A 13,526-nucleotide genomic window follows, 5' to 3' on the forward strand; every position below is an offset into this window, starting at 1 on the left:
AAACAGTGTTTGCTCACAATAGCACCAGAATACGCGTTGCTGCACGTTTTATTTTTTAAATGTGTTGCAATGGCTAAACATGAAAGAAAAAGTATGACGAGGCCGAAATGAGCAAAATTATTTTGTGAAGCAGGCCGTTAGCATCAGATTATGTGATGAAATAAAGTGGCCGTTGGGTTACTCTGCAAGCGGTGAAATGGGCATTTCTTACAGATAGTGCGTTGATCGGGTTATGTAGACTTATAATGAGAGATAAGACCTGTCTACAACATGACAAACAAAAAACAAATGCGTAACGGAACTTTACGAAACTTGAGCACTCTAAGCATTTGCTTGCTCATAGTGAAGCTTATGGAGTGGCGTTTCGACAGCGCGTGGAAATTTGGTTTGGGGAGACTTTACCTCGGATGAGCGAGCAGTTAACGGACCAGGTCCTGGTAGAACGGGTCCAGAAGGGAGATCAGAAAGCCTTTAACCTACTGGTAGTCCGCTATCAGCATAAGGTGGCGAGTCTGGTTTCTCGCTATGTACCGTCGGGCGATGTACCCGATGTAGTACAAGAAGCATTTATCAAGGCCTATCGTGCGCTGGACTCGTTCCGGGGGGATAGTGCTTTTTATACCTGGCTGTATCGTATCGCAGTCAATACAGCGAAGAATTACCTGGTCGCTCAGGGGCGTCGTCCACCTTCCAGTGATATAGATGCGATTGAAGCAGAAAACTACGAAAGTGGCGGTGCACTGAAAGAAATTTCGAACCCTGAGAACTTAATGTTGTCAGAAGAACTGAGACAGATAGTTTTCCGAACTATTGAGTCCCTCCCGGAAGATTTACGCATGGCAATAACCTTGCGGGAGCTGGATGGCCTGAGCTATGAAGAGATAGCCGCTATCATGGATTGTCCGGTAGGTACGGTGCGTTCACGTATCTTCCGAGCGAGGGAAGCTATTGATAATAAAGTTCAACCGCTTATCAGGCGTTGACGATAGCGGGATACTGGAAAAGGTATTAGGCATGCAGAAAGAAAAACTTTCCGCTTTAATGGATGGCGAAACGCTGGATACTAAGTTGCTTAAAGAGCTGACTCACGACCCGGAAATGCAAAAAACCTGGGAGAGTTATCACCTGATTCGCGATTCCATGCGAGGTGATACCGCCGACGTTCTCCATTTCGATATTTCCGCCCGCGTAATGGCTGCCATCCAGGATGAGCCAGTACGTCAGACGGCGCCATTGATTCCTGAGGCCCAGCCAGCACCGCACCAGTGGCAGAAAATGCCATTCTGGAAGAAAATGCGTCCGTGGGCCGCGCAGCTTACCCAAATGGGGGTGGCCGCGTGTGTATCACTTGCAGTTATTGTTGGCGTCCAGCACTATAACGGTCAATCTGAAACGTCCCAGCAGCCCGAAACGCCGGTATTTAATACATTACCGATGATGGGTAAAGCCAGTCCGGTAAGCCTGGGTGTACCTTCTGACGCGACAGCCAGCGGCGGTCAGCAACAGCAGGTACAGGAGCAGCGTCGTCGTATTAATGCCATGTTGCAGGATTACGAACTGCAACGTCGACTGCACTCTGAACAGCTTCAGTTTGAGCAGGCGCAAACACAGCAAGCCGCTGTGCAGGTGCCAGGAATTCAAACTTTAGGAACGCAATCGCAGTAATGAAGCAACTTTGGTTTGCCATGTCACTTGTGGCTGGTAGCCTGTTCTTCTCTGTAAACGCCTCGGCCAATCCTGCGTCCGGGGCGTTGTTGCAGCAGATGAATCTGGCCAGCCAGTCGCTAACCTATGAGCTGTCATTTGTCAGCATCAATAAACAGGGTGTTGAATCCCTACGTTATCGCCATGCCCGCCAGGATAACCGTCCGTTAGCACAGTTGTTGCAATTGGATGGACCGCGCCGGGAAGTGGTGCAACGCGGCAATGAAATAAGTTATTTCGAGCCTGGGCTCGAACCGTTCACGCTGAACGGCGACTATATCGTTGATTCATTGCCATCCCTGATTTATACCGACTTCAAACGCCTTGCACCCTACTATGATTTTATTTCAGTAGGCCGCACTCGCATTGCCGATCGGCTCTGTGAAGTGATCCGCGTTGTCGCTCGTGACGGCACCCGTTACAGCTATATCGTCTGGATGGACACCGAAACCAAGCTACCGATGCGTGTCGATCTTCTCGATCGTGATGGCGAAACGCTGGAACAGTTCCGCGTCATCGCCTTTACCGTAAACAACGGCGTTAGCGACAGCATGCAGACGCTGGCGAAAGCCAATCTACCGCCGTTGCTGTCGGTTCCTGCGGGTGAAAAAACCAACTTCAACTGGAGTCCATCATGGGTGCCGCAAGGCTTTAGTGAAGTCTCCAGCAGTCGACGTCCGCTGCCGACCATGGATAACATGCCGATTGAATCACGCCTTTATTCGGATGGCCTGTTCAGTTTCTCCGTGAACGTAAACCGCGCGACGCAAAACAGCACCGATCAACTGCTGCGAACCGGGCGTAGAACGGTCAGCACCAGCGTGCGTGATAACGCGGAAATTACGATAGTGGGCGAGCTGCCGCCACAAACGGCGAAGCGTATCGCGGACAATATTAAGTTCAGGGCCGCACAATGATCAAAGAGTGGGCGACAGTCGTTTCCTGGCAAAATGGTCTGGCGACGGTCAGCTGTGATGTGAAAGCGTCATGTAGTAGCTGTGCTTCCCGGACCGGATGCGGGAGCCGCGTGCTGAATAAACTTGGACCGCAGACCACGCACACTATTGTGGTACCCAGCGATGAGCCATTGGCCCCTGGTCAAAAAGTTGAGCTGGGCATTGCCGAGAGGAGCCTGTTGGGATCGGCGATGCTGGTTTATATGTCTCCGCTGGCGGGGCTCTTTCTTTTCGCGGCGCTGTTCCAGGTGCTGTTTGGCTCCGACCTGGCAGCTTTAAGCGGGGCTGTACTGGGTGGCGTGGGCGGATTCCTGATCGCCCGCGGATATTCCCGTAAGCTTGCTGAACGTGAAGCCTGGCAGCCGGTCATTCTGAACGTTGCCCTCCCGCCCGATCTTATTCGCGTTGAAACCCAGCAGTGATATCTTTGCCTGATGGCGCTGCGCTTATCAGGCCTACCGCGTTTTCAGATGCAAGTGTAGGCCGGATAAGGCGTTTATGCTGCCATCCGGCAAAAGTTTCACCGACTTTGTAAGGTTGTTTCCAGTTCCCGCTATCCTTGCTCTATGAACGTTTCCTCGCCTCAGCGTTGTAGTGTAGAATGCGGCGTTTCACTTAAACAGACGTTAAGCTCAGATCAGCGACTTCTCAGAGCCTGCTCAGGCGGGCGTAAGGCACAATAATTACTCTATATGAAGAACATACGTAACTTTTCAATCATAGCTCACATCGACCACGGTAAATCGACGCTGTCTGACCGTATTATCCAGATCTGCGGTGGCCTGTCTGACCGTGAAATGGAAGCGCAGGTTCTCGACTCGATGGATCTTGAGCGTGAGCGCGGTATTACTATCAAAGCGCAGAGCGTGACGCTCGATTTCAAAGCATCTGATGGTGAAACCTATCAGCTTAACTTTATCGACACCCCGGGCCACGTCGACTTCTCATATGAAGTTTCCCGCTCGCTTGCCGCCTGTGAAGGCGCACTGCTGGTGGTTGACGCCGGGCAGGGTGTAGAAGCGCAAACGCTGGCCAACTGCTACACCGCCATGGAAATGGATCTGGAAGTGGTGCCGGTACTGAACAAAATTGACCTGCCAGCCGCTGACCCTGAGCGTGTAGCGGAAGAAATTGAAGATATCGTCGGCATCGACGCCACCGACGCAGTACGCTGCTCGGCGAAAACCGGCGTGGGCGTGACCGACGTGCTGGAACGTCTGGTGCGCGACATTCCGCCGCCGGAAGGCGATCCGGAAGGCCCATTGCAGGCGCTGATTATCGACTCCTGGTTCGATAACTACCTGGGCGTGGTTTCGCTGGTGCGTATTAAAAACGGCACCATGCGTAAAGGCGACAAGATTAAAGTGATGAGCACCGGTCAGGTTTATAACGCCGACCGTCTGGGTATCTTCACGCCGAAACAGGTTGACCGTACCGAGCTGAAATGCGGCGAGGTAGGTTGGTTGGTTTGTGCGATTAAAGACATTCTTGGCGCCCCGGTGGGTGATACCTTAACGTCTGCGCGTAACCCGGCAGAGAAAGCGCTGCCAGGTTTCAAGAAGGTGAAACCGCAGGTTTATGCCGGTCTGTTCCCGGTCAGCTCTGACGATTACGAAAACTTCCGTGATGCGCTCGGCAAGCTGAGCCTGAACGACGCTTCCTTGTTCTATGAGCCGGAAAGCTCAACCGCGCTGGGCTTTGGCTTCCGCTGCGGCTTCCTCGGCCTGTTGCACATGGAGATCATTCAGGAACGTCTGGAACGTGAATACGATCTGGATCTGATCACTACCGCGCCGACCGTAGTTTACGAAGTGGAAACCACGGCGAAGGAGACAATCTACGTCGATAGCCCGTCCAAGCTGCCGCCGCTGAACAACATCTACGAACTGCGCGAGCCGATCGCCGAGTGTCACATGCTGCTGCCGCAAGCTTACCTTGGTAACGTCATCACGCTGTGTATCGAGAAACGTGGCGTACAGACCAACATGGTTTATCACGGTAACCAGGTCGCGCTGACCTATGAAATTCCGATGGCGGAAGTGGTACTCGACTTCTTCGACCGCCTGAAGTCGACCTCCCGCGGCTATGCGTCGCTGGACTATAACTTCAAACGCTTCCAGGCATCTGACATGGTGCGTGTTGATGTCCTCATCAACAACGAACGTGTTGATGCGCTGGCGCTGATCACTCACCGCGACAACTCCCAGAGCCGTGGCCGTGAGCTGGTCGAAAAGATGAAAGATCTGATCCCGCGCCAGCAGTTTGATATCGCGATCCAGGCGGCCATCGGCACGCACATCATCGCGCGTTCAACGGTGAAGCAACTGCGTAAAAACGTTCTGGCGAAATGCTACGGTGGCGATATCAGCCGTAAGAAAAAGCTGCTGCAAAAACAGAAAGAGGGTAAAAAGCGCATGAAGCAGATCGGTAACGTCGAACTGCCGCAGGAAGCGTTCCTCGCCATTCTGCATGTCGGTAAAGACAGCAAATAATCTTAAGGAGTTGGCATGGCGAACATGTTTGCCCTGATTCTGGTGATTGCCACACTAGTGACGGGCATTTTATGGTGCGTAGATAAATTCATTTTCGCGCCAAAACGCCGGGAGCGTCAGGCAGCAGCGCAAGCTGCTGCAGGTGATTCACTGGATAAAGCAACGCTGAAAAAAGTGGCCCCTAAGCCGGGCTGGCTGGAAACTGGCGCATCCGTTTTCCCGGTATTAGCTATCGTGCTGGTGGTGCGTTCGTTTATTTATGAACCGTTCCAGATCCCGTCAGGTTCGATGATGCCGACGCTGTTGATTGGCGACTTTATTCTGGTGGAGAAATTCGCCTACGGGATTAAAGATCCGATTTACCAGAAAACGTTGATCGAAACCGGCCATCCGAAACGCGGTGATATCGTGGTATTTAAATACCCGGAAGATCCACGTCTGGACTACATCAAACGCGCTGTCGGTTTACCGGGAGACAAAGTGACGTACGATCCGGTGGCGAAAGAGGTGACTATTCAGCCTGGTTGCAGCTCCGGTCAGGCGTGTGAAAATGCGCTGCCGGTAACCTACTCTGATGTTCAGCCAAGTGATTTTGTGCAGACCTTTGCTCGTCGCAACGGCGGGGAAGCGACCAGCGGTTTCTTTGAAGTTCCGTTGAACGAAACGAAAGAGAACGGTATTCGCCTCACCGAACGTAAAGAAACGCTCGGTGAGGTAACGCACCGCATTCTGACCGTGCCAATCGCGCAGGATCAGGTAGGGATGTACTACCGTCAGCCTGGCCAGCAGCTAGCGACCTGGATCGTCCCACCGGGACACTACTTCATGATGGGTGATAACCGTGACAATAGCGCGGACAGCCGTTACTGGGGATTTGTGCCGGAAGCGAATCTGGTGGGTAAAGCGACTGCAATCTGGATGAGTTTCGACAAGCAAGAGGGTGAATGGCCGACCGGCGTGCGTTTAAGCCGTATTGGCGGTATTCATTAATTGCTAATAATCGTTCACGTTGTCGTCATTATGGCGACAACGTGAATTATTTCTCGGATAAATTCCCGCAGACTAACGACATCCCTTGTCGTTGTGTATAGAATATTCCCCCGAAGTTTTAGGTTGGCACCGACAGGTTGCCACGGCACACGAAACAGCGTTGGTTTGTATACAAAAGCATTCAGACGATGCCAGATGGCTAAGTGAATGGCGTATATCAGGTCTGTTTCGTGTGCTGAATTGTTGACGCATTCATTTATTGGTATCGCATGAACCCCATCGTAATTAATCGGCTTCAACGGAAGCTGGGCTACACTTTTAATCATCAGGAGCTGTTGCAGCAGGCATTAACTCACCGTAGCGCCAGCAGCAAACATAACGAGCGTTTAGAATTTTTAGGCGACTCTATTTTGAGCTTTGTCATCGCTAATGCGTTATATCACCGTTTCCCGCGTGTGGATGAAGGTGATATGAGCCGCATGCGCGCGACGCTGGTTCGCGGTAATACGCTGGCAGAATTAGCCCGTGAGTTTGACCTCGGTGAATGTTTACGTTTGGGGCCAGGCGAGCTGAAAAGCGGCGGTTTCCGTCGTGAATCGATCCTGGCGGACACCGTTGAAGCTTTGATCGGCGGCGTCTTCCTCGACAGCGATATTCAAACCGTTGAACAACTGATCCTGAATTGGTATCAAACCCGTCTGGATGAAATTAGCCCAGGCGACAAACAAAAAGATCCGAAAACGCGCCTGCAGGAATATTTGCAGGGTCGCCACCTGCCGCTGCCGTCCTACCTGGTGGTGCAGGTCCGTGGTGAAGCTCACGATCAAGAATTTACTATCCACTGCCAGGTCAGCGGCCTGAGTGAACCGGTGGTTGGCACAGGTTCGAGCCGTCGTAAGGCTGAGCAGGCTGCCGCCGAACAGGCGTTGAAAAAACTGGAGCTGGAATGAGCATCGATAAAACTTACTGCGGATTTATTGCCATCGTCGGCCGCCCGAACGTTGGCAAATCCACCTTGTTGAATAATCTGCTTGGGCAGAAGATTTCTATTACCTCTCGTAAGGCTCAGACAACTCGTCACCGTATTGTTGGCATCCATACCGAAGGCGCGTATCAGGCGATTTATGTTGATACCCCGGGCCTGCATATGGAAGAAAAACGTGCCATTAACCGCTTGATGAACAAGGCGGCGAGCAGCTCGATTGGTGATGTTGAGCTGGTGATTTTCGTTGTGGAAGGCACTCGCTGGACGCCGGACGACGAAATGGTGCTCAACAAGCTGCGTGATGGTAAAGCCCCGGTAATTCTGGCGGTGAACAAAGTCGATAACGTTCAGGAAAAAGCCGATCTGCTGCCGCACCTGCAGTTCCTGGCCAGCCAGATGAACTTTCTCGACATCGTGCCGATCTCTGCCGAGACCGGTCTGAATGTTGATACCATTGCGGGTATCGTACGTAAGCATCTGCCGGAAGCAATTCATCACTTCCCGGAGGATTACATCACCGATCGTTCTCAGCGCTTTATGGCCTCTGAAATCATCCGTGAGAAGCTGATGCGTTTTCTGGGCGCTGAACTGCCGTACTCCGTCACCGTTGAGATTGAGCGTTTTATCTCTAACGAGCGCGGCGGCTACGATATCAACGGTCTGATCCTTGTCGAACGTGAAGGGCAGAAGAAGATGGTGATTGGCAACAAAGGGGCCAAAATTAAAACCATCGGTATTGAAGCGCGTAAAGACATGCAGGAAATGTTCGAAGCGCCTGTTCACCTTGAACTGTGGGTGAAAGTGAAATCCGGCTGGGCCGATGACGAACGCGCGCTGCGCAGCCTCGGTTACGGCGACGACCAGTAGTTTTAATACTCTATGGCTTTCGAGGTGCAGGAAGGCGGCAAGTCCGTGAATCCCCGGGAGCTTACTCTCGTAAGTGACTGGGGTGAACGGGCGCAGCTAACGCACCTGCAACTTGAAAGACGACGAGTATTATGATGGAAGGATGGCAACGCGCTTTTGTCCTGCACAGCCGCCCGTGGAGCGAAACCAGCCTCGTACTGGACGTCTTCACGGAAGAATCGGGCCGCGTGCGCCTTGTAGCCAAAGGCGCGCGTTCCAAACGTTCTAATCTTAAAGGCGCACTCCAGCCTTTTACGCCGTTACTGCTTCGCTTTGGTGGACGTGGTGAGGTCAAAACCTTGCGTAGCGCCGAAGCCGTCTCTCTGGCACTCCCTCTAAGCGGTATTACGTTGTACAGCGGTCTGTATATCAACGAGCTTATCTCACGCGTGCTTGAATACGAGACCCGCTTTTCTGAACTCTTTTTCGACTACCTGAACTGTATTCAGGCGCTGGCAGGCGCGACGGGTTCGCCAGAGCCTGCCTTGCGTCGCTTTGAACTGGCTTTACTCGGTCATCTGGGTTATGGCGTGGATTTTACCCACTGCGCGGGTAGCGGTGAGCCGGTAGATGACACCATGACCTATCGCTATCGGGAAGAGAAAGGATTTATCGCAAGTGTCGTGATTGATAACGCCACCTTTACCGGACGCCATCTGAAAGCGCTTGAGTCGCGTGAATTTCCGGATGCTGATACGCTTCGCGCTGCGAAACGCTTTACCCGCATGGCGTTAAAGCCGTATCTTGGTGGTAAGCCGTTAAAAAGCCGGGAACTGTTCCGGCAATTTATGCCAAAACGCGCAGTAAAAATTAAAAATGATTAACGAGGATTGTCATGGCTGAATTACTGTTAGGCGTCAACATTGACCACATTGCCACTTTACGTAATGCACGCGGCACCGCATACCCGGACCCGGTTCAGGCGGCGTTTATCGTTGAACAGGCGGGCGCAGACGGCATTACCGTACATCTGCGTGAAGACCGTCGCCATATTACCGACAGAGACGTGCGTATTCTGCGCCAGACGCTGGATACCCGTATGAATCTGGAAATGGCGGTAACCGAAGAGATGCTGGCCATTGCCGTTGAGACGAAGCCGCATTTTTGCTGCCTGGTGCCGGAAAAACGTCAGGAAGTTACTACCGAAGGTGGTCTGGACGTCGCCGGTCAACGCGACAAAATGCGCGACGCCTGTAAACGCCTGGCGGATGCTGGCATTCTGGTTTCGCTGTTCATCGATGCCGACGAAGAACAGATTAAAGCCGCTGCTGAAGTTGGCGCGCCGTTTATTGAAATTCACACCGGCTGTTACGCTGATGCGAAAACTGACGCGGAACAGGCCAGCGAACTGGCGCGTATCGCCAAAGCAGCGACCTTTGCCGCAAGCCTTGGCCTGAAGGTGAATGCGGGTCACGGCCTGACGTACCACAACGTTAAAGCCATCGCGCGGATCCCTGAAATGCACGAACTGAACATCGGTCATGCCATTATCGGACGCGCAGTGATGAGCGGTCTGAAAGACGCGGTAGTAGAAATGAAACGCCTGATGCTGGAAGCGCGTGGCTAATGGCGATTTTGGGATTAGGTACGGATATCGTGGAGATTGCCCGCATTGAAGCGGTGATCTCCCGCTCCGGTGACCGTCTGGCAAGACGCGTGCTCAGCGACAACGAATGGGCAATCTGGGAGACGCATCAGCAGCCGGTGCGTTTTCTGGCGAAGCGTTTTGCGGTTAAAGAAGCGGCAGCAAAAGCCTTTGGTACGGGTATCCGCAACGGCCTGGCATTCAACCAGTTTGAGGTTTTCAACGACGAGCTCGGTAAGCCGCGTCTGCGGTTATGGGGGGAGGCGTTAAACCTGGCGGAAAAACTCGGCGTCGCCCATATGCATGTGACGCTGGCCGATGAACGTCACTACGCCTGCGCCACGGTGATTATTGAAAGTTAGATTTTGTCCGCGTGATGCATCTGGACGAATTTATCCCACAACTGCTCTTCACTCTCTAAATGTGCCGGATCTTTCAAAATAGTATTGGGGATCGGGCACACCTTCTGGCAGGTTGGCGTGTCGTAATGGCCTACGCATTCCGTACATTTGTCGCTGTTAATCTCGTAAATGCTGTCACCCATCGAAATCGCCTCATTCGGGCATTCAGGTTCGCACATATCGCAATTGATACACTTTTTAGTGATTAACAGGGCCATCAGGAAACTCTCAAAACATCACAAATCGGGCGGGCATTATACGCGCATTCTTTGCTCAGACCAGTTTTTTTACCAGCGCTTCGCTGTGACGAATGCGTTCCGGGGCATGCTCCAGATCCTGCTGCACCAGCGCCATAAACAGTAAATCGGTGAGCATCATTTGCGCGTGGGTGGAGGAGATCGCGGCGCTGCGCGTAGCCTGTTCCTCGGCAATCGTATACAGACAATGACTTGCACGTTGCTGCAGGGCATTGGGCGTAAATCCGGTGATGGCGAGAATTTTGGCCCCGGTACGCAGCGTTTCATCTGCCGCCAGATTAAGTTCGCGGCGCTCACCGGTGTACGAAATAGCCAGCAACAAATCGCCTGGTGAAAGCGCCTGCACCGTCGCCAGCAGGGCGTGCATATCACGTTCGACTACCGCGTTAAAACCTATCTTCAACAGCTTCCAGGCAAAGTTCTGCGCGACCAGACCCGATGCGCCAATACCGGTCAGAATAATACGTCGGGCAGAGCGCAACATCGTGACGCTCTCCAACAGTTTTTCTTCGCTGTTAATATCCAGCGTCGCATGCATCGCCGCCACGTTCTCCTGAATCAGCTTTTCACCCACCAGACGCATCGGGTCATCACCCCGAATCTGGTTATGCACCGGAACAGAATGGGGGTTGGGATTACTGGCCAGCGCTTCGCTAATCGCCAGTTTCAGTGCCGGAAATCCTTTAAAACCCAATTTTTGCGCGAACTTCACCACACTGGACTGGCTGACGCCCGCTTCGAAGGCCAACTGCTGTGAGCTGAGGTGACGCGCGGTATCCGGTTGAGCAAGGAGATAATCCGCAAGTTTTTTATCGCTTTGCGCGAGATCCGGGTAACGCTGACGAATGCGAATTAAACAGTTCATGCTGTCTCCTGGCGAAAACGTGATGGCGATTACAAAACAAAATTTCCCTCGCCTGGATGAATATAATATTCCATTATGACAGATTATTATGAATTAAAAATTCCTAAGGACCAAAAAATGAATCTCGGTGCATTAGTTTCAGAAACCCGTAACCCTCAGACCATGGATCTTGATGCGCTCTCCACGCTGGAGTTGGTTCATCGTTTTAATCAACAGGATACGCTGGTAGCACAAGCAGTAAAAGCCACTCTTCCTGACGTTGCGCGAGCGGTCGATGCGGCGGCGGATGCGCTTAAAGCGGGCGGACGCATTATATACATGGGCGCGGGTACCAGCGGGCGTCTTGGCGTGCTGGATGCTTCTGAATGCCCACCGACTTTCGGCGTACCGCACGGTCTGGTGGTTGGCCTGATAGCCGGAGGACCGGGCGCGTTGCTGAAGGCGGTTGAAGGCGCGGAAGATAACCCGCAGTTAGGTGAAGACGATCTGCGTACGCTCAACCTTACCCCAGAGGATCTGGTGGTTGGTCTGGCGGCTTCAGGTCGTACGCCATATGTGATTGGTGGGCTGAAATATGCCCGGACGGTAGGCTGTACGACGGTGGCGATTTCCTGCAATCCGGACTCTCCTATTGCTCATGAAGCGGATATTGCCATATCCCCTGTGGTAGGGCCGGAGGCCCTGACGGGGTCAACACGACTGAAATCCGGCACTGCGCAAAAACTGGTGCTCAATATGATCTCCACCGGTGCGATGGTGAAGTTTGGCAAGGTGTATCAGAACCTGATGGTGGATATGCAGGCAACCAACGTCAAACTGGTCGATCGGGCGTGTCGCATGGTGGTTGAGGCCACTGGCATTGCGCGAGAGCAGGCGCAAGCGCTGTTAAAGCAGACTGACTTTGAGGTTAAACCCGCCATTTTAATGGCGCTCACCGGCCTGGACGCCGCTGCCGCCCGCGAAAAGCTTGCCGCTCACCAGGGTTTTTTACGCGCGGCGTTAGAACACTAAGAGGTGTATATGGATAAGACGGCGGTGCTGGCCAGCGACATTCTGCTGGGCGTTGGCGGAGAGAAAAATATTCTGCGCCTGGAAAACTGTATGACCCGTGTCAGGGTGGAAGTCCGGGATGAGGCTCAGCTCGATGTATCCCGACTCAAGCAACTGTCCGGCGTCAGCGGCTACGTGAAGCAGGGCGCGCAGCACCAGATCATCGTCGGTCCCGGTAAAGCCGCCAGGGTGGTGGATGCTATGCGCGCCCTGATTGCCGATGGCGGCGAGCGCACCGATGCGCATGATATCGAGCGCACGAAGTCAGCGGCTAAAGCGAAATACAAAGCGCCGATGAGCGATGCGCTGCGTAAGCTGGCGAACGTCTTTATCCCTCTTATTCCGGCGTTTATCGCCTCCGGTTTAATTACCGGCATTATTAACATCCTTAAGCGACCGGATATCGTCGGGGATTTTGCGACCCACTATCCGAATTTACTTGGACTGATGGGCATATTTGGCAGCGCCGTGTTTGCCATTATGAATATTCTGGTCGGGGTGAATACCGCTAAAGTGTTTGGTGGTTCTCTGGCGATGGGCGGAGTGATGGCGGGGATCCTCTCCAGTCCGCAATTGGCGCAAATTACCCTGTTTGGCGAAACGCTGCAGCCGGGGCGCGGCGGGGTAATCGCCGTGCTGTTGGTGGTAGCGTTGATGTGCTGGATCGAACGCAAATTCCGCGAACTGCTGCCGGAATCACTGGAACTGATCCTTAACCCACTGCTGACCACCATTATTACCGGGGCTATTGCGATAGTGGCGCTGCAACCGTTGGGCGGTTGGATTTCCGAATCTATCGCTCACGGCGCATCCTGGGCTATCGATCGCGGCGGTTTTCTGGTCGGCGCTATACTGGCGGGAACCTTCCTGCCGCTGGTGCTCACCGGACTTCATCAGGGGTTAGTGCCTATCCACGTCGAACTGGTGCAGGCGCATGGTTATAACGCGCTCTTCCCAATCCTTGCAATGGCGGGTGTTGGGCAAATCGGTGCTGCGATTGCGGTGCTGATGAAAACCCGCAACGCACGACTAAAAAAGGTGATCAAAGGGGCGTTGCCGGTTGGATTGTTGGGGATTGGCGAACCGCTGATTTTTGGTGTTACGCTGCCGTTGGGTAAGCCGTTTATCGGTGCCTGTCTTGGCGGAGCGGTAGGCGGGGCGCTGATAAGCTACTGGAAAGTGGCGACGGTTATCACCTTTGGTATCTCAGGATTACCGCTGGCATTAACGATTGTTGCCGGAAAAGTGATGTTCTATCTGTTAGGCTATCTGGTAGCAGTTATTGCCGGGTTTCTGTTTACCTGGCTATTGGGGTTCAACGATCCAGAGGAATAA

General features: G+C 53.1%; 15 protein-coding genes and 1 pseudogene. 14 read left to right on the forward strand and 2 right to left on the reverse strand.

All coding sequences use genetic code 11. The features are described 5' to 3' along the window. The first annotated feature begins 245 nt into the window (after positions 1-245). From rseD to acpS, 12 genes and pseudogenes are all read left to right on the forward strand, one after another. Positions 246-411: pseudogene (gene rseD, locus AC534G_RS06350) on the forward strand (rpoE leader peptide RseD). Then, positions 408-983 carry an RNA polymerase sigma factor RpoE gene (gene rpoE, locus AC534G_RS06355; RefSeq protein WP_003037573.1) on the forward strand — a complete coding sequence of 192 codons (576 nt, stop codon included), beginning with the start codon at positions 408-410 and terminating at the stop codon, positions 981-983. The pseudogene rseD and the gene rpoE overlap by 4 nt, the downstream one beginning before the upstream one ends. Positions 984-1,014: 31 nt before the next feature. After that, positions 1,015-1,665 (forward strand): anti-sigma-E factor RseA, encoded by a 651-nt coding sequence (gene rseA / locus AC534G_RS06360; protein WP_110497132.1) that lies wholly within the window; start codon positions 1,015-1,017, stop codon positions 1,663-1,665. After that, positions 1,665-2,621 carry a sigma-E factor regulatory protein RseB gene (rseB, locus tag AC534G_RS06365; RefSeq protein WP_038642710.1) on the forward strand — a complete coding sequence of 319 codons (957 nt, stop codon included), beginning with the start codon at positions 1,665-1,667 and terminating at the stop codon, positions 2,619-2,621. The genes rseA and rseB overlap by 1 nt, the downstream gene beginning before the upstream one ends. Further along, positions 2,618-3,082 (forward strand): SoxR-reducing system protein RseC, encoded by a 465-nt coding sequence (gene rseC, locus AC534G_RS06370; RefSeq protein WP_038642708.1) that lies wholly within the window; start codon positions 2,618-2,620, stop codon positions 3,080-3,082. Before rseB ends, rseC begins: the two co-directional genes overlap by 4 nt. A 270-nt stretch (positions 3,083-3,352) precedes the next feature. After that, positions 3,353-5,152 (forward strand): translation elongation factor 4, encoded by a 1,800-nt coding sequence (gene lepA, locus AC534G_RS06375; RefSeq protein WP_038642706.1) that lies wholly within the window; start codon positions 3,353-3,355, stop codon positions 5,150-5,152. A 15-nt stretch (positions 5,153-5,167) separates the two neighbouring features. Next, positions 5,168-6,142 (forward strand): signal peptidase I, encoded by a 975-nt coding sequence (gene lepB / locus AC534G_RS06380; RefSeq protein WP_038642704.1) that lies wholly within the window; start codon positions 5,168-5,170, stop codon positions 6,140-6,142. Positions 6,143-6,411: 269 nt separating this feature from the next. Further along, entirely contained in the window at positions 6,412-7,092 is a 681-nt protein-coding gene (gene rnc / locus AC534G_RS06385; RefSeq protein WP_003037579.1) for a ribonuclease III, read from the forward strand. After that, positions 7,089-7,994: a GTPase Era gene (gene era, locus AC534G_RS06390; RefSeq protein ID WP_110497136.1), complete on the forward strand. Its 906-nt coding sequence runs from the start codon at positions 7,089-7,091 to the stop codon at positions 7,992-7,994. The genes rnc and era overlap by 4 nt, the downstream gene beginning before the upstream one ends. A 134-nt stretch (positions 7,995-8,128) precedes the next feature. Next, on the forward strand, positions 8,129-8,857 hold the full coding sequence (gene recO / locus AC534G_RS06395) for a DNA repair protein RecO (RefSeq protein WP_038642700.1): 729 nt from the start codon (positions 8,129-8,131) through the stop codon (positions 8,855-8,857). Positions 8,858-8,868: 11 nt separating this feature from the next. Further along, on the forward strand, positions 8,869-9,600 hold the full coding sequence (pdxJ, locus tag AC534G_RS06400; RefSeq protein ID WP_003838383.1) for a pyridoxine 5'-phosphate synthase: 732 nt from the start codon (positions 8,869-8,871) through the stop codon (positions 9,598-9,600). Further along, complete coding sequence (gene acpS / locus AC534G_RS06405; protein WP_038642698.1) at positions 9,600-9,980, forward strand: holo-ACP synthase; 381 nt, start codon at positions 9,600-9,602, stop codon at positions 9,978-9,980. Before pdxJ ends, acpS begins: the two co-directional genes overlap by 1 nt. Here acpS and AC534G_RS06410 read toward each other — a convergent pair. Together AC534G_RS06410 and AC534G_RS06415 are read right to left on the reverse strand one after the other, a co-directional pair. Then, the gene (locus AC534G_RS06410; RefSeq protein WP_038642696.1) at positions 9,977-10,237 is read right to left on the reverse strand and encodes a YfhL family 4Fe-4S dicluster ferredoxin; all 261 of its coding nucleotides are present in this window, start codon (positions 10,235-10,237) and stop codon (positions 9,977-9,979) included. The two genes, acpS and AC534G_RS06410, sit on opposite strands and share 4 nt — an antisense overlap. Before the next feature lie 55 nt (positions 10,238-10,292). Beyond that, positions 10,293-11,141, reverse strand: coding sequence for a MurR/RpiR family transcriptional regulator (locus AC534G_RS06415; RefSeq protein WP_085049300.1), 849 nt, complete (start codon positions 11,139-11,141; stop codon positions 10,293-10,295). A 117-nt stretch (positions 11,142-11,258) separates the two neighbouring features. On the opposite strand from AC534G_RS06415, the gene murQ reads away from it, so the two are divergent. After that, a complete protein-coding gene (murQ, locus tag AC534G_RS06420) occupies positions 11,259-12,152 on the forward strand; it encodes an N-acetylmuramic acid 6-phosphate etherase (protein WP_110498799.1) in 894 nt (297 codons plus the stop codon). A 9-nt stretch (positions 12,153-12,161) separates the two neighbouring features. Beyond that, a complete protein-coding gene (locus tag AC534G_RS06425; RefSeq protein ID WP_085049301.1) occupies positions 12,162-13,526 on the forward strand; it encodes a PTS transporter subunit EIIC in 1,365 nt (454 codons plus the stop codon).

Source organism: Citrobacter sp. CRE-46 (assembly GCF_059615875.1).

Coding starts and splice junctions, on each gene's coding strand:
- rpoE (WP_003037573.1), top strand. CDS start 408: ATGAGCGAGCAGTTAACGGACCAGGTCCTGGTAGAACGGGTCCAGAAG.
- rseB (WP_038642710.1), top strand. CDS start 1,665: ATGAAGCAACTTTGGTTTGCCATGTCACTTGTGGCTGGTAGCCTGTTC.
- AC534G_RS06425 (WP_085049301.1), top strand. CDS start 12,162: ATGGATAAGACGGCGGTGCTGGCCAGCGACATTCTGCTGGGCGTTGGC.
- AC534G_RS06415 (WP_085049300.1), bottom strand. CDS start 11,141: ATGAACTGTTTAATTCGCATTCGTCAGCGTTACCCGGATCTCGCGCAA.
- lepB (WP_038642704.1), top strand. CDS start 5,168: ATGGCGAACATGTTTGCCCTGATTCTGGTGATTGCCACACTAGTGACG.
- lepA (WP_038642706.1), top strand. CDS start 3,353: ATGAAGAACATACGTAACTTTTCAATCATAGCTCACATCGACCACGGT.
- acpS (WP_038642698.1), top strand. CDS start 9,600: ATGGCGATTTTGGGATTAGGTACGGATATCGTGGAGATTGCCCGCATT.
- pdxJ (WP_003838383.1), top strand. CDS start 8,869: ATGGCTGAATTACTGTTAGGCGTCAACATTGACCACATTGCCACTTTA.
- rnc (WP_003037579.1), top strand. CDS start 6,412: ATGAACCCCATCGTAATTAATCGGCTTCAACGGAAGCTGGGCTACACT.
- recO (WP_038642700.1), top strand. CDS start 8,129: ATGGAAGGATGGCAACGCGCTTTTGTCCTGCACAGCCGCCCGTGGAGC.
- rseA (WP_110497132.1), top strand. CDS start 1,015: ATGCAGAAAGAAAAACTTTCCGCTTTAATGGATGGCGAAACGCTGGAT.
- era (WP_110497136.1), top strand. CDS start 7,089: ATGAGCATCGATAAAACTTACTGCGGATTTATTGCCATCGTCGGCCGC.
- rseC (WP_038642708.1), top strand. CDS start 2,618: ATGATCAAAGAGTGGGCGACAGTCGTTTCCTGGCAAAATGGTCTGGCG.
- AC534G_RS06410 (WP_038642696.1), bottom strand. CDS start 10,237: ATGGCCCTGTTAATCACTAAAAAGTGTATCAATTGCGATATGTGCGAA.
- murQ (WP_110498799.1), top strand. CDS start 11,259: ATGAATCTCGGTGCATTAGTTTCAGAAACCCGTAACCCTCAGACCATG.